This is a genomic window from Neobacillus sp. PS2-9 (assembly GCF_030915525.1).
In the GTDB taxonomy this organism is placed as follows: Bacteria; Bacillota; Bacilli; order Bacillales; family Cytobacillaceae; genus Neobacillus.
In genome coordinates, this window is record NZ_CP133269.1 from 5140001 (window position 1) to 5163694 (window position 23694).

General features: G+C 39.6%; 24 protein-coding genes (1 of these 24 running past the window's edge). All 24 read right to left on the bottom strand.

Annotated elements, in window-relative coordinates; translation table 11 throughout:
* Window positions 1–1273, bottom strand: the 5' portion of a protein-coding gene (gene lysS / locus RCG25_RS25765) for a lysine--tRNA ligase (protein WP_308081597.1). The gene continues 212 nt to the left of window position 1, outside the view; the window shows 1273 of its 1485 coding nt (coding positions 1–1273); the start codon lies at window positions 1271–1273; the stop codon falls past the left edge of the window.
* A gap of 303 nt (window positions 1274–1576) precedes the next feature.
* Window positions 1577–2578: a tRNA dihydrouridine synthase DusB gene (gene dusB, locus RCG25_RS25770; protein ID WP_308081598.1), complete on the bottom strand. Its 1002-nt coding sequence runs from the start codon at window positions 2576–2578 to the stop codon at window positions 1577–1579.
* Between the two features lie 11 nt (window positions 2579–2589).
* Window positions 2590–2796 carry a helix-turn-helix domain-containing protein gene (locus tag RCG25_RS25775; protein WP_308081599.1) on the bottom strand — a complete coding sequence of 69 codons (207 nt, stop codon included), beginning with the start codon at window positions 2794–2796 and terminating at the stop codon, window positions 2590–2592.
* On the bottom strand, window positions 2748–3275 hold the full coding sequence (folK, locus tag RCG25_RS25780; protein ID WP_308081600.1) for a 2-amino-4-hydroxy-6-hydroxymethyldihydropteridine diphosphokinase: 528 nt from the start codon (window positions 3273–3275) through the stop codon (window positions 2748–2750). The genes RCG25_RS25775 and folK overlap by 49 nt, the downstream gene beginning before the upstream one ends.
* A gap of 2 nt (window positions 3276–3277) precedes the next feature.
* On the bottom strand, window positions 3278–3637 hold the full coding sequence (gene folB / locus RCG25_RS25785; RefSeq protein WP_308081601.1) for a dihydroneopterin aldolase: 360 nt from the start codon (window positions 3635–3637) through the stop codon (window positions 3278–3280).
* The gene (gene folP, locus RCG25_RS25790) at window positions 3630–4409 is read right to left on the bottom strand and encodes a dihydropteroate synthase (protein ID WP_308084276.1); all 780 of its coding nucleotides are present in this window, start codon (window positions 4407–4409) and stop codon (window positions 3630–3632) included. The genes folB and folP overlap by 8 nt, the downstream gene beginning before the upstream one ends.
* Window positions 4410–4589: 180 nt before the next feature.
* The gene (gene cysK / locus RCG25_RS25795) at window positions 4590–5519 is read right to left on the bottom strand and encodes a cysteine synthase A (protein WP_308081602.1); all 930 of its coding nucleotides are present in this window, start codon (window positions 5517–5519) and stop codon (window positions 4590–4592) included.
* A gap of 348 nt (window positions 5520–5867) precedes the next feature.
* Window positions 5868–6767 (bottom strand): peptidyl-prolyl cis-trans isomerase, encoded by a 900-nt coding sequence (locus tag RCG25_RS25800; protein ID WP_308081603.1) that lies wholly within the window; start codon window positions 6765–6767, stop codon window positions 5868–5870.
* A gap of 21 nt (window positions 6768–6788) precedes the next feature.
* Window positions 6789–7667, bottom strand: a complete 879-nt coding sequence (gene hslO / locus RCG25_RS25805) for an Hsp33 family molecular chaperone HslO (protein WP_308081604.1) — start codon at window positions 7665–7667, stop codon at window positions 6789–6791.
* A gap of 34 nt (window positions 7668–7701) precedes the next feature.
* On the bottom strand, window positions 7702–8469 hold the full coding sequence (locus tag RCG25_RS25810) for a type III pantothenate kinase (RefSeq protein WP_308081605.1): 768 nt from the start codon (window positions 8467–8469) through the stop codon (window positions 7702–7704).
* Window positions 8470–8582: 113 nt separating this feature from the next.
* Window positions 8583–10532: an ATP-dependent zinc metalloprotease FtsH gene (gene ftsH, locus RCG25_RS25815; RefSeq protein ID WP_308081606.1), complete on the bottom strand. Its 1950-nt coding sequence runs from the start codon at window positions 10530–10532 to the stop codon at window positions 8583–8585.
* Between the two features lie 138 nt (window positions 10533–10670).
* Window positions 10671–11219, bottom strand: coding sequence for a hypoxanthine phosphoribosyltransferase (hpt, locus tag RCG25_RS25820; RefSeq protein ID WP_308081607.1), 549 nt, complete (start codon window positions 11217–11219; stop codon window positions 10671–10673).
* A gap of 23 nt (window positions 11220–11242) precedes the next feature.
* Window positions 11243–12631 carry a tRNA lysidine(34) synthetase TilS gene (tilS, locus tag RCG25_RS25825; protein ID WP_308081608.1) on the bottom strand — a complete coding sequence of 463 codons (1389 nt, stop codon included), beginning with the start codon at window positions 12629–12631 and terminating at the stop codon, window positions 11243–11245.
* A gap of 155 nt (window positions 12632–12786) precedes the next feature.
* The gene (locus RCG25_RS25830) at window positions 12787–13797 is read right to left on the bottom strand and encodes a serine/threonine protein kinase (protein WP_308084277.1); all 1011 of its coding nucleotides are present in this window, start codon (window positions 13795–13797) and stop codon (window positions 12787–12789) included.
* Window positions 13766–14503: a VWA domain-containing protein gene (locus RCG25_RS25835; RefSeq protein ID WP_308081609.1), complete on the bottom strand. Its 738-nt coding sequence runs from the start codon at window positions 14501–14503 to the stop codon at window positions 13766–13768. The genes RCG25_RS25830 and RCG25_RS25835 overlap by 32 nt, the downstream gene beginning before the upstream one ends.
* 327 nt (window positions 14504–14830) lie before the next feature.
* Window positions 14831–17299 carry a stage II sporulation protein E gene (spoIIE, locus tag RCG25_RS25840; RefSeq protein ID WP_308081610.1) on the bottom strand — a complete coding sequence of 823 codons (2469 nt, stop codon included), beginning with the start codon at window positions 17297–17299 and terminating at the stop codon, window positions 14831–14833.
* 398 nt (window positions 17300–17697) lie between these two features.
* Entirely contained in the window at window positions 17698–18123 is a 426-nt protein-coding gene (locus tag RCG25_RS25845) for a S1 domain-containing RNA-binding protein (protein WP_308081611.1), read from the bottom strand.
* 94 nt (window positions 18124–18217) lie between these two features.
* Complete coding sequence (locus tag RCG25_RS25850) at window positions 18218–18601, bottom strand: FtsB family cell division protein (protein ID WP_308081612.1); 384 nt, start codon at window positions 18599–18601, stop codon at window positions 18218–18220.
* A 13-nt stretch (window positions 18602–18614) separates the two neighbouring features.
* Window positions 18615–19247, bottom strand: coding sequence for a spore cortex biosynthesis protein YabQ (gene yabQ / locus RCG25_RS25855; RefSeq protein WP_308081613.1), 633 nt, complete (start codon window positions 19245–19247; stop codon window positions 18615–18617).
* Window positions 19244–19546: a sporulation protein YabP gene (yabP, locus tag RCG25_RS25860; RefSeq protein ID WP_308084278.1), complete on the bottom strand. Its 303-nt coding sequence runs from the start codon at window positions 19544–19546 to the stop codon at window positions 19244–19246. The genes yabQ and yabP overlap by 4 nt, the downstream gene beginning before the upstream one ends.
* A 76-nt stretch (window positions 19547–19622) precedes the next feature.
* Complete coding sequence (locus RCG25_RS25865; protein ID WP_308081614.1) at window positions 19623–19895, bottom strand: RNA-binding S4 domain-containing protein; 273 nt, start codon at window positions 19893–19895, stop codon at window positions 19623–19625.
* Window positions 19896–19912: 17 nt separating this feature from the next.
* Window positions 19913–21379, bottom strand: a complete 1467-nt coding sequence (mazG, locus tag RCG25_RS25870) for a bifunctional methyltransferase/pyrophosphohydrolase YabN (protein WP_308081615.1) — start codon at window positions 21377–21379, stop codon at window positions 19913–19915.
* Window positions 21363–23024: a putative polysaccharide biosynthesis protein gene (locus RCG25_RS25875; RefSeq protein WP_308081616.1), complete on the bottom strand. Its 1662-nt coding sequence runs from the start codon at window positions 23022–23024 to the stop codon at window positions 21363–21365. Before RCG25_RS25875 ends, mazG begins: the two co-directional genes overlap by 17 nt.
* 97 nt (window positions 23025–23121) lie before the next feature.
* Window positions 23122–23658: a stage V sporulation protein T gene (gene spoVT, locus RCG25_RS25880; RefSeq protein WP_308084279.1), complete on the bottom strand. Its 537-nt coding sequence runs from the start codon at window positions 23656–23658 to the stop codon at window positions 23122–23124.
* Between the last annotated feature and the right edge of the window lie 36 nt (window positions 23659–23694).

The window sequence follows — 23694 nt, forward strand, 5'->3', positions numbered from 1 at the left end:
CAATTGGATCATTCAACTCAGTAAAGGCATTTGCATGCTCACGAGCAACGATAAACAATTCGAAGCGATCTGTAAATCTAGGGTCTTCCTCATTTTTCTTTGCTAATGGTGAAATCTCTACTGGATGACCATATATAAAGGTAGGTTGAATCAGTTTTTCCTCAACCTTTTGCTCAAAGAACTCATTAACAATATGGCCATAGAGCATATTGTCGTTAATCTCCACTCCATGTTCTTTGGCATGTTGACGTGCCTCTTCTACACTCATTTCTTTCCAGAAATCTACACCGGTATATTCTTTAATCGCATCTACCATGTGTAATCTCTTCCACTCAGGTTTAAGATCTACTTCATATTCACCATATTGGATAGTTGTTGTCCCTACTACCTCTTGGGCAATATGAGCAATTAGATTTTCTGTTAGGCTCATGATGTCTCTGTAATCTGCATACGCTTCGTATAACTCAATCATGGTGAATTCCGGGTTGTGACGTGTAGACACACCCTCATTTCTGAATACACGGCCGATTTCATATACCTTTTCAAGTCCACCGACGATTAGACGCTTTAAGTGAAGCTCGATGGCAATCCTCATAAATAACGGCATATCTAATGCATTATGATGCGTAATGAAAGGTCTTGCAGATGCTCCACCAGCAATCGAATGCATCATCGGTGTTTCAACCTCTAAATAACCATGGTCATCTAAATAGCGACGCATAGATTGGATAATACGGCTTCTAGCAATAAAGGTCGCCTTGCTCTCTTGGCTCATGATTAGATCCAAATAGCGCTGGCGGTAACGTTGTTCTACATCCTTTAAACCGTGGAACTTATCCGGAAGTGGGCGTAATGCTTTTGTTAGGAATTCAAAGGTCTCTACTTTTACAGAAAGCTCGCCAACTTTTGTTTTAAATAGAGTGCCAGTTACTCCGATAATATCACCTAAATCAGCAGAATCGAAAATCTTATAGGATTCTTCCCCAATCGCATCCTGACGAACATAGACTTGAATTTGACCAGTTAAATCTTGAATATGAGCAAATCCCGCCTTACCCTTACCACGCTTAGTCATAATACGACCAGCAAGAGAGACAGATACATTCTTTGTCTCAAGTTCTTCCTTTTCAACTTCTCCGTACTGATTAATTAATTCCACTGCGCTGTGAGAACGGTCATATCGCTTGCCGAATGGATCAAGACCATGTTCACGCATGTTATTCATTTTTTCGCGTCTGACCCTCAATTGGTCATTTAATTCTTCCTGACTCAATGCAATCAACTCCATTTATTCTTTTATTATGTAAAACGCTAAACAAATCCGCGCATTATCACTTTTTTTACATACTATATTATTTTACACAAACTTAAGAATTCAGACATCAAAAAAGTTCATATATAGAATAAAAAGAGAATGCCCCAAAGCAAAGTGTCAGACCCCACAACCTCAACATATCGCTGAACTTCTCATAAAAGGCGACTATATATGAGTGTTAAACGTGAGGTCAGACCCTCTGGGACATCCTCCTTCATTATAATCAAAAATAGTATAGAAAAAGATAGATTAGATGTCAAACTAACCTACGATTAATTCACTTTGTTCTATTTCTTCGACCTCAGCGACTAATCCATTAAGAATGATCACTAAGTCTTCTCTTGTATTACACTCATTGATGGCATTGCGGACTCTGCCATTTCCACGTACGCCTTTTAAATACCAAGCAGCATGTTTACGCATTTCTCGAACTGCAATATACTCATCTTTAAGTGCAATTAACCGATCTAAATGCAGGATACACACATCTATTTTTTCACGAACAGAAGGCTCTGGCATTAATTTACCTGTTTCTAAATACTGAACAGTGCGATAAATCATCCAAGGATCACCTAGCGCGGCTCTACCGATCATAACCCCATCCACACCTGTTTCATCTAACATTCTCTTCGCATCCTGTGGCGTTTGCACGTCACCGTTACCGATAACAGGAATGTTAACAGATTGTTTTACTTCTCGAATAATATCCCAGTTTGCTTTTCCTTCATACATTTGAACACGTGTACGACCGTGAAGAGCAACCGCCTTTCCGCCCGCACGCTCTACAGCCTGGGCATTTTTAACCGCAAAAATATGCTCTTCATCCCAGCCCATGCGCATTTTAACGGTAACTGGCTTTTCTACCTCAGCCACAACAGCAGATACCATCTCATAGATTTTATTCGGATCAAGTAGCCATTTTGCTCCTGCGTCACATTTCGTAATTTTTGGAACCGGACAACCCATATTAATATCAATAATATCCGCGTTCGTATTTTTATCAACAAACTTTGCCGCCTCAACGAGCGTTTCCTTCTCACCACCAAAAATTTGCAAGCTTAGTGGTTTTTCGCGCTCATCGATATAGAGCATATTCATCGTTTTTTCATTTTTAAGAACGATCCCTTTGTCACTGACCATTTCAGCACAGACTAAGCCTGCACCGAATTCCTTTACCGTTAAACGGAATGCTGAGTTACATATCCCAGCCATCGGCGCTAGGACAACTGGATTCTTTATTTCAAGGTTGCCTATTTTCAACATAAAGCGACCTCCTATTCTTTTGGCATTAGATCTTCTATCGTTATTTTTAAGGAGTGTGCGATTCGCTGTAGTAAATCGTCTGCCGGCAGACGGTTTCCCCTTTCGATCTCTCCTAGTATTGACACGGATACACCTAGTTCCTTCGAGAAGCCTTCTTGTGTAAAACCTTTTAGCTTTCGATAGGCTCGAATACGTCTTCCCCATTTTTCTGCTTCCATATTCGGACTCCTTCTTTATCAGGTATAGCATTTAACCATGCTGCAAGAGGTTTTTCCATTTCTGGAATACTGATGTCACGATTTGTTTCTAAAAGTGGTATCATTACAAACGCCCGCTCTATCATTCTCGGATGCGGAACGATTAGCTTCTCTGTTTCAATATTTTCTTGGTTATAAAGGAGAATGTCAAGGTCAATTGTGCGTGGCCCCCATTTTATTTCCCTTTTTCTGCCAAGTTCTAATTCTGTTTTTAGGCATACGTCTAATAGTTCTATTGCACTAAATGTTGTTTGAATCTCGATTACCATATTTAAAAATAGATCCTGGTCTTCATAGCCGACAGGGTCTGTTTCGTAGATCGAGGAATAATTTACTAGTTCTATCTGTGAATAATCTACTAAATGCTTAATAGCACTCATTAGATTATCATAGCGGTTTCCTATGTTAGAACCAAGGGCAATAAATGCTGTATTTTCCACTTTTATCTTCTCCTCGTAATTTCTACGGCTACAGACTGATAGTGACCCGGAATAGGCGGGTCTGGCTTAATGACCTTTACCGTTACATCTAAAACTAAAGGAAATTGCTTCAACACACTGCTAGCAATTCTTTCTGCAACAGCTTCCACTAACTTATATGGTTTTCCCTCAACTATTTCTTTGCACACTTGATAAAGTTCACCATAATTGACGGAATGCTCAAGCTCGTCCGTTTCTCCTGCTTTTTTCAAATCGACTGTCACTGATAAATCAACAGCAAAACGTTGTCCTAATCGGTTCTCCTCAGGAAACACACCATGGTACCCGTAAAATTCCATCCTGTTGACAAATATTTTATCCAAGTACTTCACCCTTTCCCATTAGTACATCCATCATTTTTGCCATTCTACTCATTTCTTTAATATCATGCACTCGAATGATTTGGCAGCCTTTTTGTATTCCGTAACAAACAGTTGCTCCCGTACCTTCCATTCTTTCATCAACAGGGAGATTTAATGCTTGTCCAATGATCGATTTTCTTGAGGTCCCTAGAAGCACAGGATAGCCTAACATCACTAATTTATCTAAATTTTGCATTGTCAGCACATTTTCGTGATAGTCCCGCGCAAATCCGATACCTGGATCGAGGATAATATTTTCATCTCTTACTCCAGCGTTTTTTGCAATAGCAATACTTTCAAAAAGGTCATTTATAACATCTCTCATGAAAAATCGATAGTTCCGGTCATGCCGATTATGCATTAACACAATGGGAACTTCATATCGAGCAGCCACAGGGGCCATTTGCTCATCAGCCTTTGCTCCCCAAATATCGTTAATAATATGAGCGCCTGCTTCAATGGCCTGTTTGGCAACTTCGGCTTTATAGGTATCAATGGAAATTGGTACTTGGACATGCTCTGAGATCGCCTTAATGATAGGGATGACTCTTTCTAACTCTTCCTCTACAGGAACAGCTGCAAAGCCTGGTCGAGTTGATTCTCCGCCAATATCGATAATATCCGCACCATTCGCTACCATTTCTTTGGCATATTCAATCGCATTTTCAATATGATTATATTTCCCGCCATCAGAGAAGGAATCTGGAGTGACATTTAGAATTCCCATTATCATAGTTTTCTTTGTAAAGTCTAAGGTATAAGGTCCACAATGAATTTGTCTTCGGTGTGTGTTCAACCCAATTCCTCCTAGCAAATATTTTCACTCCCTTTATCATACATGAAATATATAATTGTTTCATTTTTCATGCAAAAAAAGAAGCACTGGCAATGGCCAATGCGTCTCTCTATTTATTTACTCTGCGTCATATTGGTACAATGGAGTACTTAAGTAACGCTCACCGTTGTCTGGAATAATCGCAAGGACCTTTTTACCTTTTCCAAGCTTCTTTGCTACTTCGATTGCTGCGTGAATAGCTGCACCTGAAGAGATTCCGCCAAGAATTCCTTCTTCTTTAGCTGCTCGGCGTGATGCTTCAAAAGCTTCTTCTGTTCCAACTTTTATAATCTCGTCATAGATATTTGTATTTAAGGTGTCAGGAATAAATCCTGCTCCAAGTCCTTGAAGCTTATGCGGCCCTGGTTTTCCACCTGATAATACTGGAGAATCCTGTGGCTCTACCGCATAGATTGTAACTTCAGGGAATTTTTCACGAAGCACACTTCCTGCTCCTGAAATCGTACCACCAGTTCCAATTCCTGAAACAAACGCATCCAGTTGATCCATTTGCTCAGCAATCTCTTTTCCTGTTGTTCTTCTGTGAACTTCTGGGTTCGCTTCATTCTTAAATTGCTGTGGTAAGAAGTAACCATGTTCCTTTACAAGTTCTTCTGCCTTAGCAATTGCCCCTTTCATCCCTTCAGGACCTGGCGTTAACACTAGTTCAGCACCATAAGCACGAAGCAGGTTCCGTCTTTCTAAGCTCATTGTCTCTGGCATTACAAAGACTGCTTTATATCCCTTTGCAGCAGCAATCATAGCAAGACCGATACCAGTATTACCACTTGTAGGTTCTATAATTGTATCTACGCTAGGTTTAATTAACCCTTTTTCCTCAGCCGCTTCAATCATGGCTAATGCTATACGATCCTTTACACTGCTGCCTGGATTGAAATATTCCAGCTTTAAGTAAACCTCAGCACTATTTTCATCTACTAATCTGTTTAATTTTACAATAGGAGTTTGGCCGACTAATTCGGCAACTGAATTTGCAACGCGAACCATATTGGCACCTCTATTCCGAGTATTTTTATTGGATTTATAATGAATTTACCAGTTTTATGCTAGTTTTGTCAATTGTTTTAACTCACTAAAATTATGAAATTTTCCGCAAATTTCGTAAAAGAAAGCACTGTTATAATTGTCTGTTGATTTCCGCTCCAGGAGCGAGCGGTTCGTGGGTGTTTCGGCGAGCCTCCTCGGCGCTTGCACCTGCGGGGTCTCCCCTGAACCATACTCCCACAGGAGTCTTCGCTCCTTCCGCTCCAATCAACAGGGTATAAAAATCAACAATGTTCTTTAACATAGCCTAAAAGAAAAACACAGACATTTTGCTGTGTTTTTTAGCATGACTTACTCTTTATTTTTATCTTTTCCATAAAACCATTTTACCTCAACCTCATCCCAAAAAGTCGAAGCGGTAGCAGGTGTCTTCATTTGCTCTAGGGCTATTTGCCTGCGGATTTGTTCTTTCACTTCATCAAAAGAATAACTTTTTCCGCTCAGCTTTCCTTCTAGCTTAATTAAGACGTACCCGTCATCCACCTTTATTGGTTTACTGTATGCACCCTTTTTAAGCTTTTTAGCTGTTTCTATATATTTTTGGGGATACCGTTCATCCTCTTCCGTAATATACCCAATATCTCCGCCATCATTAGCTGAGAATTCATCAATTGAGCGTTCCATCGCCAACGCAGGAAAACTAGATCCATGTGCTAACTCTTTTGATGCTTTTGTTGCTTCATTTTTTGTTTTTACAATAATATGTGATAAGTGATAGGCAGTAGGGATATTGAAAAGGTCTTTATTTTTTTCATAATACCTTTTTAATTCTTTTGAAGAAACGTCCACATCTCTTGTTAAAAGTTCTTCTAACAGAAGGGTGTTGCGTATTTCTTCTTTCCACTTCTTATCGCTAGCATGATTTTTTTGACTAAGTGGATCCACAGTGGATTGAAGCATTCTAAATTCACGCTCAACCTCTTGATCTGAAATTGTTATTTTGTACTTAGCCGCTGTTTCTGTAACAACCTTCTGATCGATCATTTCCTTTAAGACGTCTTTTCCATATTTAGCTTCTAATTCATTGAGCCAATCCTGCCTGGAAATAGACGTTTTTCCCACTGTCGCAACGGTTTCCTCGCTCATCGCTGCCCCGCTTGCTTCTTTCACCTTCGACTGAAAAAAAACAACCGTTAGAACATTCACCAAAATAAGGGCAGCAATTACCATCCAAAGCTGCTTCTTCCCCAATCTCTTTCCCCCTAGGAATGCTTATTTAGCTTCCTTTTTCATTTCTTCTAGTTCTTCTTTAGTGAAAAGATATTTCTCATTACAGAAGTGACAATGAGCTTCCGCTTGGCCGTCTTCCTCAATCATAGCATCAATTTCAACTTTACCTAATCCAATGATTGCATTAGCAAATCGATCCTTCGAGCAGTTACACGCGAATTGAACAGGCATCTTTTCTAATATCTTTACCTGATCTTTTCCGAATAACTCCGCTAAAATCTCCTCAGGTGTTAACCCTTGCTCAATTAATTTGGAAACAGGCGGAATGGTATTTAACCGTTCCTCCACTTGTGAAATAACAGATTCAGGGGTTCCTGGCATTAGTTGAAAAATAAACCCACCTGCCGCTAAGATTGTATCGTCTGGATTAACCAGCACACCGACACCAACAGAAGATGGTACCTGCTCAGAGGTGGCAAAATAATACGTAAAGTCCTCACCCAATTCTCCAGATACAAGAGGAACCTGCCCAGAGAAGAAATCACGTAGGCCAATATCCTTCACTACTGCTAACATCCCGTCTGTTCCGACCGCGCGGCGGACATCAAGCTTACCATGCTCATTCGATTCAAAATCAACCTCTGGATTTGTTACATACCCACGGACTTCTCCTTTCGCGTTGCTGTCAACAACGATCGGACCCAGTGGACCGCCACCGTTAATTTTAATAGTAAGCTTATCCTCGCCTTTAAGCATAGCTCCCATCATGACCCCTGCGGTCAACGTGCGGCCAAGTGCCGCTGATGCAGTCCTCCAGGTTTGATGACGCTCTTGTGCCTCTCGGATAGTTTCCGTTGTTCTTACTGCATATGCACGTATATTTCCATCACAGGCTAACGCCTTAACTAAATAATCACTCATGGTAAAACTCCCTTCTACGCTGCTAAACCTTAGGTTATCCCATATTACGCTTATAGATAAGCTGCAATCCTTTTAAAGTTAAAAATGGATCGACTATATCAATAATTGTGGACTCTTGGGCAATTAAATTGGCAAGTCCACCTGTGGCAATCACTGTTGGTCTCTTACCACCTTGTTCCATCATCCTCTTAACGATGCCTTCTACTTGTCCTACATACCCATAAACAATACCTGCTTGCATCGCTGCTACCGTATTTTTACCGATAACACCTTCAGGTCGAGCAATTTCAATCCGGGGCAACTTGGCAGCCCTTGAGTATAATGCTTCTGTAGAAATGCCCACCCCAGGAGCAATCGCTCCTCCCATATATTGACGCTCTTCATTCACATAACAATAGGTAGTAGCTGTACCGAAATCAACAATAATGAGCGGACTTCCATATTCATGAATCGCTGCCACCGCATTTACAATACGGTCTGCACCCACTTCTCTTGGGTTTTCATATTTAATATTAAGTCCCGTCTTAATTCCAGGCCCCACTACTAGCGGCTTTATATGGAAATACTTTTGACACATTCTTTCTAGTGCAAACATGATTGGTGGTACGACAGAAGAAATAATGATACCATCAATATCGGTAAAAGATAGACCAGAATGATCAAACAATGCTTTTATATTCATACCAAATTCGTCTTCTGTACGATTTCGGTTTGTCTCTATCCGCCAATGATATTTAAGTTCATCCCCATGATATACACCTAATACGATATTTGTATTTCCTACATCAAATACGAAAATCAAATCTATCACTCACTTTACCGATTTTTCTTTACTTTTCATTACTCGGAAACATCATACCATAAAAAAATATAGATGAAAAAAAAGAGTGCTTCAGAGAAGCACTCTTTCGTAGTTTACTTATAATCGATGTCATCTGGAGGGGTATCTAAAAAGGATTTTTCTTCTTTAGGTGCCTCTTCCTTTTTCGTGCTGATGTTTACCTTCACATCATTCTTCGGTCCAATCTTCACAGCATCTAAGTGAAGAGAAGGATCTGGCATATGACCATGTTCAACCAGGTATTTGATTTGTTCAGCAACAAGCGTTTCCACTTCAAGTAGAGTCTTAGCAATTAAATCAAGCTTATCGCGATTCTCAGTAAGAATCTTTCTAGCTCTTTCATAACACTCTTTAATAATTCTTTGGATTTCAAGGTCGATTTCGTAAGCAATCGCATCCGAATAATTTTGCTCATTATGGATGTCACGGCCTAAGAATACTTGACCGCCTTGACCTTGGCCAAACTGAAGTGGTCCAAGTTTATCACTCATACCGTATTCAGTTACCATTTTACGAGCAATACCTGTCGCACGTTGGAAGTCATTGTGCGCACCCGTACTTACTTCTCCAAAAACGATTTCCTCAGCGACACGTCCACCTAATAGACCAACAATTTTATCAAGTAATTCCGGTTTAGTCATAAAGTAACGGTCTTCTCTTGGAAGCATGACAGCATATCCACCAGCTTGCCCACGAGGAACGATTGTAACCTTGTGAACCATATCCGCTTCATCAAGTACTAACCCAATAACCGTATGACCACCTTCGTGGAAAGCAACAATATTACGTTCTTTTTCCGAAATAACCCTGCTCTTCTTAGCCGGGCCTGCAATCACTCGGTCTGTTGCTTCATCAATATCTTCCATGTCGATTTTCTTCTTACTGCTACGGGCTGCAACAAGGGCTGCCTCATTCAATAAGTTTTCTAAATCGGCACCTGAAAAACCAGGTGTACGCATAGCAATATTCTTTAAGTTTACTGATTCATCTAAAGGCTTATTACGAGCATGGACTTTTAATACAGCCTCACGACCAATAACATCAGGACGATCCACCGTAATTTGGCGGTCAAAACGTCCTGGACGTAACAACGCAGGATCAAGAATGTCTGCACGGTTAGTCGCTGCAACAATGATAATTCCTTCATTCGCACCGAAACCATCCATTTCAACTAATAGCTGATTCAAGGTTTGTTCACGTTCGTCATGTCCACCGCCAAGTCCGGCTCCACGCTGACGTCCTACAGCATCAATTTCATCAATGAAAATGATACATGGTGCATTTTTCTTAGCATTTTCAAATAAGTCACGCACACGGGAAGCTCCAACCCCAACAAACATTTCAACGAAGTCAGAACCACTTATTGAAAAGAAAGGGACTCCTGCTTCACCAGCAGTTGCTCTTGCTAACAATGTTTTACCTGTTCCTGGAGGTCCTACTAAAAGAACACCTTTTGGAATTCTGGCGCCAAGCTCAGCAAATTTGCGAGGGTCTTTTAGGAATTCAACCACCTCAACTAATTCTGCCTTTTCCTCGTCTGCACCAGCTACATCTCTAAAACGAACCTTTTTCTTATCATCATTATAAAGCTTAGCCTTACTTTTTCCGAAGTTCATTACTCGGCTTCCGCCGCCTTGAGCTTGGTTTAATAAGAAGAAGAATAAAATAAAGATAATCACGAACGGAATAATGGAAGTAAAGAAGGTAACCCAGCCGCTAGTTTCTTTAGCCGGCATCACCTCTACATCTTTCCCTGACTTATCTATCCGATCAAGAATCTTCTCACTGTTTGGTACGTAAGTGATAAACTTCTTACTTGCTTTATCCTCGCCCCGAACTTCAAATACACCCCGTTCAGGCTGCATGGAGAAAGATTTCACTTCCCCGTTTTCGAGCTTTTGAACAAACTTATCATACGTTAAACGAGTCGTAGTCTCATTGCTTCCGTTAAAGAAGCTTACTACACCAATAATGACTAAAAATATCAATAAATAAAAGATGGTATTACGGAAAATCCGATTCATCTCTTACCTCCTCCCGAGGGTAAAAACTATATTAAATAGTATCATAGAAAATCTTACTAATTCAAGGAATTACTCTCAATTCTATAGGGTGTTGAAAGCCCACCGTTGAAGGAATTATGATTCCATTTCCAATGAAATTTATTGATTATTGCTATATATTTCCGGTTTCAAAACCCCAATATATGGAAGATTGCGGTATTTCTCAATATAATCCAATCCATATCCAACAACAAACTCGTCTGGAACAATAAATCCTACATAGTCTGCTTTGATGGAACTTTTTCTGCCTGTAGGCTTATCAAGCAGAGTAACAATTTTGATTGATTTTGCTTTTCTGTAGCGGAATAAATCTACTAAGTAGCTGAGAGTTAAACCACTGTCAATGATATCCTCAATAATTAATATGTCTCTTCCTTCTACAGAAGTATCTAAATCCTTAAGGATTTTTACTTCACCTGAAGAAACAAAGGCGCTACCATAACTTGAAACATCCATAAAGTCCATTTCTAGATAGCAGTCCATCCGCTTCAGTAAATCAGCCATAAAAGGCATTGCTCCCTTTAAAACACCGATTGCTAGCGGGAAACGGTCCTTATATTCTTCAGTTAACTGTGTAGCCAAGTCTTTAATTTTTTCTTGAATTTCTTCTTCTGAAACTAACACCTTTTCAATATCCTGATTCATCATAAAATGTGCCCCCTAGAAGATCGTTACGTATTGTATGTGAGTAGTATATATTGCTTAGCGTTGTAATCTATACCTTCAAATGAAGATTTTTTTAAACCTGGAAGCCAGAGAATACAATCTTCACTATCGGTTATTACAGGCCATGTATCCCTATCCTGTACAGGAACCTTTTGATCAATAAAAATATCCTTTATTTTTTTTGATCCGTGCATTCCCTTTAATGTCATTCGATCACCATTTTTCCTTGTTCGGATGACAAGCGGCCATTTGATCACATCCGCATAAAACAAAGCTGTGAATGGATGATGTAATTCAGGATTTTCCCCGTCTAAATAATCGAATCGAATACTCCCGCCATTTGGCAGCATAACCATTCCTGGTTCCTCGATTTCAATCCGATAAGGCTTAGCCTTATGTTGTTGAAATTGAAACGACAATTGCTGGTAGGAGCGAATAACTTTTAAACCATTTGGGAAATCAAGTTTACCTGAAGGCTCACGGTGATGAATGATTGAAAATACTTGGTCGATATGTACGGCCGAAAGAGAAGCAGGCTTATCTTTGTAAAGATATTTTAATATTAGTTGAATACCTCTCCTTTGTAAAGGTAAAGGCATTTCAAGAAATGTTTTTATGTCAATAGTAATTTTGCCCTTTTCTCTTTTTGTCATTACGGAATTCATCTGTTTTTTTGTTAAGTCCAAAAGGAAGACTTCATCACCTTGTAATTCTTCGCTAAATCGCTGAAAATGCTCATGAACTTGATTATTTTCCTCCTTTAAAAAAGGAAGAACCTGTTTGCGAAATCGATTTCTACTATAGATACTTTTCAAGTTACTAGGGTCTAACCTCGGTTTTAATGCATGTTTTTTACAGTAGTACTCGATTTCATCCTTTGTCACTGAAAGGAACGGGCGAAAAATAAATCCTTTTCCAAACGTGCGTGTAAATGGAATCCCGGCTCTCGCCCTTCCAGAACTACCTCTAGTTAAGCGCATGAGAATGGTCTCAATCTGATCATCCCCGTGATGACCAAGGGCCAAATAGTGGAAATCATACTTCTCCATTATTTCTGAGTAAAATTGGTATCGCACTTCTCTTGCTGCTACTTGAGAACTCTTTCCTGTAGTATCCATTATTTTCGTTACATCAATCTGTCTCATTTCAAACGGAATAGCGTACTCTTGACAGAAACCTTTTACAAACATGGCGTCCTCATAGGACTCCTCTCCACGGAACATATGGTCCACATGGGCGACAACGATGGAAAGATTTTTCCTGTCTTTTTGAGAATGCAGATAGTGAAGCAGTGCCAGGGAATCAGGCCCACCTGAAACTCCAACAACAATCTGTTTGTTATCTAATTGAAACGAGTGACGATTAAGATAATCCTCAATCTTTGTTTCCAACATAGTATGGCACTCTTTCCTTACAACAAAGTATTTGCAAAAAAAAATTTAGAATACAAATAGCTTACCACTAACCATAAATAACTATCAAAATTTAGGCATTATAAATGTAGGATTACCTTCTTAATACGTTTGTAACTCAAAAAGGTTTCAACTATTTATAGTAATTTATCGAATGTGTACCAAGCATAGAACGCACCTAAAAGGACCGCAATGATTAAAAATTCAAGCCAACCGCTTTTTTTCTTCTTTTTTCGGTAAGTCTGCCTTGTTACTTGTTTTTGATTCTTTGCCAATCCCCCTTTTATCTGGTTTGAGGAAGTTGGAGTAGACATAGATGATTTTAAAGGAGGAGTATCTGTTTTTTTATCAGTCATTCGGTCTAAAAGATCCTCACGCATCTCTTTGGCATTACTGTATTGTCCTTGAAGCGCACGCAGGATTATTTTTTCGTATTTTGTTAACTCCGGCTTTTGTCGGATCGCATCCTTTAACTGCTGTATTCCTCCAGTTGTTTTATTAAAACGTTTTGGATACGCGGTATTAATCATGATCATGGCTACAGCAAACAAATCATATGAAGGTTCGGCTTTCCTTGAACCTAACCCCCAGTAGCCTCGGTCATAAAACTCCGTAAATTCCTTAATGGATCTCCCTTGAATGGTGGTACCTCCCACATCGATACACCTTATTTTCGGAGGCGGGCCGGTAACGATTAGATTTTCTGGTTTTAAATCGCCAAATACCCATCCGTTTTCATGAAGCGTGTCTAAATCCTTAAGCAGCTGAATAAATAGTACCGTTGACCACGACTTGCCCTTTTCTCGAATAAAAGTTAGCAAATCCGGACCTTGGATATATTCCATGACATAAAAGGAAATTCGTGCGCGAGGACTCTGCCAATCATCGACATCAAGTAAAGAAGGCCCGAGGGTTGATCCCTGGACCTTTGCAAAGGACTTTAATACATTTACCTCAGAGGTAATCGACATACCGTTATCACTCATCTTTAAAGCTACTTGAGTGTTTTTATGTTTCGCAAGGTAGACGACCCCATTTGCTCCAAATCCTAGCTCTTTTATAATTGTATAGTTATTTGAATGCCATTTCCCTGAAATGACAGTCCCGGGGCTCACCTTACATTGATTCTTCAAAGTATGATTCATCATCACGTGAAAGCAGGCTCCTTAAAGATTGTTTTTGATTAAATGCTGAAATAGCCGTCCGCAATGCCGGCCCCGTTGGTGTAATTCCTCCTGTCGAAAGTTGGGAGAATACACTTGTCAAAGATTGCATCTTTGGTGTCCAATCCAGCAATTTTTCGACATCATTCTTTTTCCCGGGAAATACATAAACAGAAAACTGATTTTCTCCTGAGCGAGCATTTAAGCTTAGAGAGAGGTCAAAAAGCGCCTCTTTTACCATCGGCAGTTTATGTTTCATGCTGGCGCTTGTATCGACAAGAATCAACACATCTAATTCGACAGTTTCTCCTAATTCATCAACGACTTCCATCACTTCTCCTCGTTTTTCCGGAGGCAAGTCTTCCATTGTTTGTGAGCGGCCCAAGATTTGCTTTAATTGACTGTTCACAACTCCTTGAATGGTTTGATTCATGGCTTTACGAGTAACCATTTGGACGGTTTGAGAAAGAGCCTGTGCATAGACTATTTGGCTGACTCCTCCACCTGATAGCGCGATTCCTTCTATTTCTGTCATACCTTTTTCATCAATAATATCCTGTTCAACCACACCAATGACATTTACCGTAATGCCTTGTTCTTTCGCAAGAGCAGCCATAGCGATTGGATCTTCACCTTGATTAGAGCACCCATCTGTTATCAATAGGATCTGGCGTATTTTCCCTGTGTACATAACCTTCTCCCTCCATAAACGTATTGGTACCATTTTCGACGGGTTCAGGGTGATTTATACATAGTTTCCTAGGGAGAGGGTAAAATAATCGGTTTAAAGTGTGAAGGCATCACACAAGGGTTTTATTAGTTTTATAAATTTGGCCTGTTAATTTCCGCTCCAGGCACAAGCGGTTCGTGGGCGTTTCGGCGAGCCTCCTCGGCGCCCACGCCTGCGGGGTCTCTCCTGAACCGTACTCCCACAGGAGTCTTCGTGCCTTCCGCTCCAATCAACAGGGTGTAAACAATCAACCATCACCTTTAACACAGCATATTACTTAGACATTTCCTATGCATTTTTTTTGTAGACTGGGATTGATGCCCATTTTGGTGTGTTATGTTTTATTTTTGCAACCGTAACTGTCATATCGTCTTCGATTAGCCCTGACCTTGATCGAATAACCTCCTCCATGATTAAGTCAGCAACTTCTTGCGGGTCATCAGTCTGTAATTCTTGTACTTTTCTTTTCATCCATAAATCATAATTCTCTACATGCTTCGGCCCTTCAAACACTCCGTCACTCATCATAATTAGTAAGTCTCCGGCCTTAAGCTGCTCACTGACCACATCCACATCAAACTCTTGAAGAATTCCCATTGGCAAATTGCTTGCCTGAATTTTTATAATCTTATTTCCCCTCTTAATAAAGCTTGGTGTAGATCCAATCTTCAAGAACTTCGCCGAGGCATCTTTAAGGTCAATCATCGCTAAATCCAAGGTTGAAAATATTTCATCTGTTGTTCGAAGGGAAAGGATCGAATTGACCGATTTAATTGCTACCTTTTCTTCAATGCCAGATTGGAGAATTTTTTGTAGTAACAGCAGTGTTTCTTTACTTTCATAATGAGCTCTTTCGCCATTTCCCATCCCATCACTGATGGCAATTGCATACTTACCTAACCCTAGTTCAATCGTTGAATAGCTGTCCCCCGATACCAATCCACCATCCTTAGCAGCATGTGCCACTCCTGTTTCAACCGTATAGGCTTTTGATGAACGAAACGTTACGTGACAGAATCCACTCGGATAAGATGCACATTCCTCCTTATTCACTACAATTGTTTCCCCCAGAATATCGGATAACATTGGTGCAATTAACTTTTCGCACTCACCATGCCCATTACAAAATGGGACAGACATCTCAATATCTACATTCCCTTGTTCAAGGCTATAAATTTCTACTTGTTCGATGTGGATACCGAAGTCCTGGAGTGCTTCCATAATTAACTCTTCCTGCTTATGATGATTTTCCCTTTCCCTTTGGATTTCTTTTGCAAAGTTCTCCATTACTTCAGACACACCTAACAATTGGTCGGCAACCAGCTTACGACTTTCCTGGACTTGTTTCTTTAATCTTTGATTAGCTTGAAAGAAAGTTAATTCCTGACCAATTGTTTCGAATACTTTTTTCGAACGTGTGCAATGCTTGTCCCACTCTCTTGATAATCTTGGAGAGACATTCCCATCATTCTGATCCATCTCATGAATAATTTCTTCCATGTAAGCATAGGTTGTATTAAAATTCTTCGCCCAGCATTGTTCCTTTTTAAAACAAGTTTGACAGGTTCTTTCTGTTACATTGCTCATAAAGTAATCCATTTCTCTGTCATTTTCATTATCATCAGGCTGAACTTCCATTTGGGAAAAGCTCTTTGATAAGGCATGAAATACACTGGAAAATTGCGAAACCCTTTGTGCCGTTACATCCCGCATTTTCCTCATATATTTTTGCTGTTCAGCTGTATATTCTGGCGTACCAGGAATATACTTGGCTAATCTAGAAGTGAAAACTTGGGGTGTTATGAAGAATAAGAAAATAGCCGCCGTCGATTCTAGTACCGTTAAAAGGATGGACCCTCCTCCCTCCCCATACATACTAATTAAAAGAGTGGCAATCATTAGCCCTGCGGATACACCTATTTTTTTTCCTTCTTTTAACAGGCCGCCCAACACACCTGAAAATGCAAGCAAGCTCATATGATAGAAGCTTGATACACTTGCAAGGCTAAAAATCAAGCCTGTTACGACACCAACCGTCGAGCCAACCGTGGCCCCTGCAATAAAGGAAAACACTAATACCAAATATCTCGACATAATATGCTCAATCGACAAATCATACACCTTCCAGCCAATTGTTCCTGTCATAATGGAAGCTAGCATAATGATTAAGCACACAATTTCTTCTGTTTTTAATAATTGTCTACGTTTATTTAAGGTTAATAGAGGAATGCTTTGTAAAAAAATGAGTGTCAAAATAAATGAAAGACTAGCTTGTACACCTACCATCATTAAGTCATACACAGTTAGTTGTTTAGTTAAGATGAATGCTTCTGCTAGTTTTCCTAACCCTAAAATAATCCCGACAAAGAAGGGCATGGCTTTCATTTCGTTTGTCAGCCATTTTCTGCTGATTCGAAAAACAGCGAGAAAGAGAATGGTGACTATAAAGGTAAAAGCGGCATTCCCTAACGAGATAGTAGCTGCCCCTACAGTCAGTCCGATAAGGGCAAGCGGTGCCCGATCCCTTTTAATTAAGTACACAGAAGCAAAGAAGGGAAGACAGAATGGGGTTAACTTCGCCAATATTAAAGCTCGGCCAAGTAAAAAGCCGACGATTAGTAAGAGGAAACCCTTTTTTATAAAAAAGGACTCGAGCATGAATTGAACTTTCTTCAGTCCCCTCCCTACATCCCATTTTGACGAATGAAGGTTGACTTCTCTGATTGGTTCTATGAAACTTGCATTTGTCTTTTCCATAAATCACACTCCCTATTCTTTCATCGTTCAGATAATTATAAAATTAATAGGGTTAGAAGTTTGTCAAAATAGTGACCGAATGAAAATAATCGTTCGACGGTTTTCACTATTTTTATTCAAAATATATCAGAAAGACAAAAAGCGGAAGCGCCTCGTTCAGCCCCGACAGGCAAATGTTCTTCGGTGGGAAAAGTCCGCCTTTTGACTTTTCTCGCCGAAGGTTATTTGACCCGAGGGGCTAGGCGCTGGAGCTAGATTCAGATAACTATTCCAATTATCCATACTAGTATCATTTGTTAATTTCTTAATATAACAAAAAAGACAAGTCGTTTGACTTGTCTTTGATTTATCATTATCGGCGATATTTACCTGATCGATTATATAAATAAGCAGCTAAGTTAGCCCCGTTTAGCTCCTCTTCCTCCACGCTTGGATTCCGTGTGCCGTTTTAAGGAAGTTAAACGATCCTCACTCTCTTTTAAGAACTTCGCCATTTTCGTTTCAAAATTCTCAGGTCTAGCATTATTCCGATCATTTGCTCTACCCTGACGAGGACGTTGTGATTGGGATCTTTGTTGCGGCTCTGGTCTATCTTTTGCTTTTTTTATAGATAGGCCAATTTTTCCGTCTTTCTCAACATTAAGAACTTTTACCTCAACTTGGTCGCCTACTTTTAGATGATCGTTAATATCTTTCACATAATTGTCAGCAACCTCACTGATGTGTACAAGTCCTGTTGAGCCTTCTGGCAGCTCCACAAATGCACCGAACTTTGTAATCCCTGTTACCTTTCCTTGTAACTTGCTGCCTACTTCAATTGACATAAAAAGAATGTTCCTCCTTAAAAATATAAAAAATCAATCTTACTCTATATTATACAAAAAGGAAAAAATCAGTGTCAATAAGTCACCAGATTGGCTAATTTTCTTTCTTATCTTCAGGAATATTAAAAATTATTTCATTTTTTTCTGAGAAAAAATATTCTTTTCTGGCTAATTTCGCAATGTAATCATCGTCATTTAATTTGACGATATCCTCTTTAAGGATGTCCTGCTTTTTTTTCAAATCCGCAAGCTGATGATCTAGCTGCTTCTTTTGTGCTATTTTCGCTTCGAGTTTAGCAGATTGGGAAATAGTACTGGAAATCATGAAGTATGATAGTAAACTGGCAAGAACGATAAAAATTGATAGTCGTCTGATCAACAGTTTTCTTTTCCTCGCTGAGGCGATTTCTGCATATTCTTGCTGTTGCACATAGGTTGACTGGATTCTTGATACATTTCGTTTCGGTTCCGCTCCCATTTCCCGTCCCTCCTTACTCTTTTCTTTTCTTCCACTTATTTATGAATGTATTAATATAATTCTTGATTTCCTTAAAATTTCCTGCCGTTTTATTATATAACTTCTCGACGCTTTTTTTAATACCTTTCGGAAAAAGTTTCCAAAAAAGTAATAGAATTTTTTGCACAGGAAAGATAATGATTTTAAGAATAAATAATACAACTTTAAAAATAAATTTGACAAGGGTGAAAATGCCCCTGCCAAATGCAATAATAATGGCAATAACTAGCTGAATCAGACCAAGGACAGGTTTATAGATGAGTAGTCTGAAGGTTTTTTTCAAAAAGTTAATGGTTGCAATAACCGTCTGAATAATTATCTCCAGTAACTTTAAATAGATCCCTTTAAACAAGCTTTGATAGGCGGCAAATCCACATAGAAGTGCGATAAAGATATAAAAACGCAATTCTCCATCATTCACCATAAATAACGTATAAAAAATGAGCAATGCCTGGATAATCCAAAATAGTAAATCATTTATAAAGACAATCCATTGCTTCCTTTTCGGCCGATTCAAAAACCGCTGATACGTATCAAACATGGCGCCAAACACAGACCCCATTCCAATCATCGAAAGCATGGTTAAAAATTGCGTAGAAAGAGTCATCGAAACAACTTGCTAAAGAACCCTTTAGCCTTCTCCCCATGCTGTTCGTCCAGGTAGACTAAATCAAAAATTTTCCCTTTAATTGAAACAATGCCCTTCTCGACATCAAGATTCTTCATTTGCAGGTTTTGCCCTTTAATAGCTAAAAAACCCATCGATGTTTCTAACAGGAATTCCTCATTATCAAAGCTTTCTACTTGTTTAACGCCCGTAATATCAAGGAGTTTTCTCCCTCTCATAACGACATCATGATCAGGAACACTACTCTTCGATGGATTGCTTTCATAATATTGACTCATCATTCATCCCTCACAATCATTTGTACAACCCTTTGTACATTTCTATGTGACAAATGAATGAATTAGAACATTTGAATTAGAAGCTCTCCGTAGAACCAAGTCTCTCTTCTTTTATAATCGTATACATCTCCGCTGCGTCTTCTTTCCGCGTTGTATCTTGGATTCGATCGATTCGGGCGGTAACTACACGCTGTCCAAGACGAATCGTTAATTCGTCACCAACTTTTACAGTTGAGCTTGCTTTTGCTTCCTTCCCATTAATCTCAATTCTCCCTTGATCGGATACTTCTTTTGCTAAAGTCCTTCTCTTAATTAATCGAGATACTTTTAAAAATTTATCTAAACGCATATGTGAATCCTCCTCAGTTATAATCCTTTTTCTTTTGCATCGTCCCAATACTTGTCGAGCTGTTCAAGCGTGTGCTCCTCAAAAGCTCTGCCGCTCTCCTTCACTCTCTCTTCAACGTATTGAAAACGGCGAATAAACTTTTCGTTCGTTTCAAAAAGTGCTTCTTCCGGGTGTATGTTTAAAAATCGAGCTACGTTAACAAAGGCAAACAATAGATCTCCAAATTCTTTTTTTGCCCGTTGTAATCCTTCATCCGTTCCATCTAATTCCTGGATAAATTCATCTAGCTCTTCTTTCACTTTCTCTAAAGCAGGTGTAATTTCCTGCCAATCAAACCCTACTTTTGCCGCTTTCTTTTGTAATTCATAGGCTCTTAATAAATTCGGCTGGGACTTTGACACTCCCTCTAATAAGGAAGATGGGGATTTTCCCTTTTCCTGCTCCTTAATTGCCTGCCAATTTTGCACTACTTCCTCTGCATTTTCAGCTTTCGCGTTCCCGAACACATGAGGATGGCGGCGAATCATTTTGGCTGATAGCCCCTCAATCACGTCATCAACTGAGAAATATCCATCATCCTCACCAATCTGGGCATGAAGCATTACCTGCAGCAAGACATCGCCTAGTTCTTCAATTAAATGATCAATGTCACCACTATCAATCGCCTCAATGACTTCATAGGTTTCTTCAATTAAATATCTTTTTAATGATTCATGTGTTTGTTTCTTATCCCAAGGGCAGCCATCTGGTCCTCTTAAAATAGCAATAATTCCTCTTAGCTTAGAGAAATTTTTATAGAGAATCTCTTCTTCCACGACAGGTGGTACATAGACGGAAGTGAGGTTATTGATAGATACATTTCGGTCAAGCTCATAGAGTGGTACTTTTTCAATAACCTCCTGTTTACTGCCTGCTGCTGTAACAATAAACACCGTGTAATCATCCGGCAGTTTTTCCATTAAAGTTAATTTTACATTGGAAGCAATAAATTGGTCGTACACCTGGCTGATAAAAATGTGCTGCTCTAATTGCAGTTGACCCACATGTAATGCATTTCCATCAAGCAATTGAAATCCTTCAACTGGATCGATTTTTAAGGAAGCAAACAAGGCATCAATAAAACTCTGACCTCCGCCAATGCTTATTTCAACCTGGTTCTCCGGTCCATATTGTAAAAGAAGCTGAACCGTGCGTTCGGCAACAAGCGGATGCCCGGGCACAGCATAGAAAACGGTCTCATGTTCCGCTTGTTGCAATAACGTCTGCACAATCTCCTCATATACCGCTTCAAACTGATCGTGTTTTTCATAGACCGAATCAAAGGAGGAATATGTCATTCCTTCTTTTTCTAACTCCTGCACAACGGGATGCTCTTTGGTCCTTAAAAACAAATGACTTGAACCCAATAATTTTTTATATACTCCCATCGGAAGCTGTTCTAAATCTCCTGCTCCCAATCCAAGTACTTCAATTCTTTTCGCCATGTTTATCTCTATCCCTTCGCGCTAAAAAATGTATTAACCTGCTACCCAATGGAAATAATGTCAGTTCTTGTTCAAGGAATACCCCACCTCTAAGGATGATGGCCAAAAAGATAATCCCTCCAAAAAAGACTGCACTTAGGGACTGCATGGCTGCTCCTATTCTCTCTAGGTGAAAATCATCCATAAATATATCAGTACCCCATATGTATCCTTTTAAAAATACAACCATAGCTGTTGTTGCCCATAGGACAGTCGCTAAAGAGCGAAATGAGGCAAGGCGAGCTGAGAACATTTTCTTTAGTTTTAATAAAAGTACTACTGTAACAAAAGCCAAGGTAATAATGGTAGAAATGGCCGCTCCTTTGGTGCCACACCAGGGAACCAGCAACATGTTTAAGCCATATTTAATGGGAAACGAGACGGTTACGGCTAATGCCGGGAACACCAGACTGCCTAGCCCCTGCATGATGGCAATAATGGTTAATATAATCGATGTAAAAAGAATAACAAATCCTAATATACCTAATTCGGCGGAACCAAGGTCATTCTCAAACAGCATGATGTTTGTTGGTCTTATAATGGCCCATAGTCCCGCTGAGGCACCGAGGCCAATAACAATACTGACCTTTAACGCCAGTTGGACTTTATCCGTTAAATTGCTTTGTTTCTCTGACAATCTCTCACGGGTAATAAGCGGAACAAGGGTTAAGGACAACGAGGTCGCTGCAACTGTTCCTAATTGAATGAGTGGCTGACCACGGTCAAATACACCCTTCAAGCTTTTGGCCATATCTTTTTCCATTCCATTTATCGTTAATAATGAGTATAAGTTCAATGAGTCCGCTAATTGAATGAAGATCAGCAGCATGCCGCTTAAACAAATCATTAAGCCTTGAAAAGTGAGTGCTTTGAAAATTCCCTTTATTTCTACAGCGAAGGTTCGAAACATTCCTCTTGATGGAGCAATCCATTTCCATTCTTTACGAATCCATAGAAACATAAACAAAATGATGCTAGAAACCATGCTTCCCGTAATAGATCCAAACATCGCCCCACCGCCAACAAGGTAAGGCGAATATCCCTTCTGCATAAACAGATAGGACAGCAAAAGAATCGTCAACACCCGAATGGTTTGCTCTCCCACTTGCGACAGAGCAGTCGGAACCATATCACCAATTCCTTGATAGTATCCTCTTAGTATTGAGACAAAAGGGAAGGTTAGATAAACAATAGAAACGACCCTCAATAATATGGCTAAATGCGGATCGTTCATCCAAAGAGCTATAATATCTGCCCCGAAATAAAGAATCAGGAAACAAATAAAACCGAATAGTTGTAAATATATAAATGAAGTAAAAAGAAGAAGTCGAGACTTATCAACGTTCCCTTTTTCTCTCTGCTCTGCGTATAGCTTAGATATGACAACTGGGAAGCCTGTTGTAGATAGGACGATAGCTATCCCGTAGATTGGATAGACTTGTTGATATATGTAAAAGCCAATATCTCCGACAATGTTTTGAAAAGGAATACGGTAAAAAGCACTGAGGATTTTCACCACTAGTGCTGCAATGGTTAGAATGAACGCTCCTCTAAACAATGCCTTTGATTGATTGGCAGACTTCGTTGAATACATTGCTTCACCCACTAATAATAAACTCCAAAGTATTATAGCATATGAAGGCCTAATATTAGTTTAAATAAAAAAGACAGCGGGTGGCTGCCTTTTTTATTATGAAAGAATTTTATGACTCCATCTGTCGAGCTAAGAACCCTGCAGCTGTTTCAACTGCTTTTTGTTCTACTTCGCCAAGGGTACCTTCTCTAGAGAAGATAATGACGGCTCCAATTGGATCTCCATTAGCAATAATTGGTCCAATGGTATAGGAAGCGACGGCTTCATCATTTCCATCAGAGAGTGCAATGTCACCCTGCTGCGTATGTAGAACTGAATTCCGCTCTTCCATCGTCTTTTCTACTAAATCACTTATATTCTTATTTAAATACTCTTTTTTAGACCCGCCTGCGACAGCAATATACGTATCTCTATCACAAATTAAAATGGGATTACCGAGGCTATCAAATAGGGCTTCTGCATATTCTTTGGCAAAATCGCTTAACTCGCTGATTGGTGAATATTTTTTTAAAATGACTTCCCCGTCACGATCCACAAAAATCTCTAACGGGTCCCCTTCACGGATACGCAAAGTTCTACGTATTTCTTTGGGAATAACAACACGACCCAAATCATCGATTCGACGAACTATTCCAGTTGCTTTCATCCAATGTTGCCTCACTTTCATCTGATGATTATTCAA

Bases quoted from the DNA above. Each gene is read 5' to 3' on its own strand.
- hpt (WP_308081607.1), bottom strand. From the start codon at position 11,219: ATGATGAATCAGGATATTGAAAAGGTGTTAGTTTCAGAAGAAGAAATT.
- spoIIE (WP_308081610.1), bottom strand. From the start codon at position 17,299: ATGGAAAAGACAAATGCAAGTTTCATAGAACCAATCAGAGAAGTCAAC.
- ftsH (WP_308081606.1), bottom strand. From the start codon at position 10,532: ATGAATCGGATTTTCCGTAATACCATCTTTTATTTATTGATATTTTTA.
- yabQ (WP_308081613.1), bottom strand. From the start codon at position 19,247: ATGACTCTTTCTACGCAATTTTTAACCATGCTTTCGATGATTGGAATG.
- spoVT (WP_308084279.1), bottom strand. From the start codon at position 23,658: ATGAAAGCAACTGGAATAGTTCGTCGAATCGATGATTTGGGTCGTGTT.
- hslO (WP_308081604.1), bottom strand. From the start codon at position 7,667: ATGAGTGATTATTTAGTTAAGGCGTTAGCCTGTGATGGAAATATACGT.
- RCG25_RS25835 (WP_308081609.1), bottom strand. From the start codon at position 14,503: ATGTACACAGGGAAAATACGCCAGATCCTATTGATAACAGATGGGTGC.
- cysK (WP_308081602.1), bottom strand. From the start codon at position 5,519: ATGGTTCGCGTTGCAAATTCAGTTGCCGAATTAGTCGGCCAAACTCCT.
- yabP (WP_308084278.1), bottom strand. From the start codon at position 19,546: ATGAGTCAATATTATGAAAGCAATCCATCGAAGAGTAGTGTTCCTGAT.
- folP (WP_308084276.1), bottom strand. From the start codon at position 4,409: ATGATAATGGGAATTCTAAATGTCACTCCAGATTCCTTCTCTGATGGC.
- RCG25_RS25845 (WP_308081611.1), bottom strand. From the start codon at position 18,123: ATGTCAATTGAAGTAGGCAGCAAGTTACAAGGAAAGGTAACAGGGATT.
- mazG (WP_308081615.1), bottom strand. From the start codon at position 21,379: ATGGCGAAAAGAATTGAAGTACTTGGATTGGGAGCAGGAGATTTAGAA.
- dusB (WP_308081598.1), bottom strand. From the start codon at position 2,578: ATGTTGAAAATAGGCAACCTTGAAATAAAGAATCCAGTTGTCCTAGCG.
- RCG25_RS25830 (WP_308084277.1), bottom strand. From the start codon at position 13,797: ATGATGAATCATACTTTGAAGAATCAATGTAAGGTGAGCCCCGGGACT.
- tilS (WP_308081608.1), bottom strand. From the start codon at position 12,631: ATGTTGGAAACAAAGATTGAGGATTATCTTAATCGTCACTCGTTTCAA.
- RCG25_RS25850 (WP_308081612.1), bottom strand. From the start codon at position 18,601: ATGGGAGCGGAACCGAAACGAAATGTATCAAGAATCCAGTCAACCTAT.
- RCG25_RS25865 (WP_308081614.1), bottom strand. From the start codon at position 19,895: ATGCGTTTAGATAAATTTTTAAAAGTATCTCGATTAATTAAGAGAAGG.
- RCG25_RS25775 (WP_308081599.1), bottom strand. From the start codon at position 2,796: ATGGAAGCAGAAAAATGGGGAAGACGTATTCGAGCCTATCGAAAGCTA.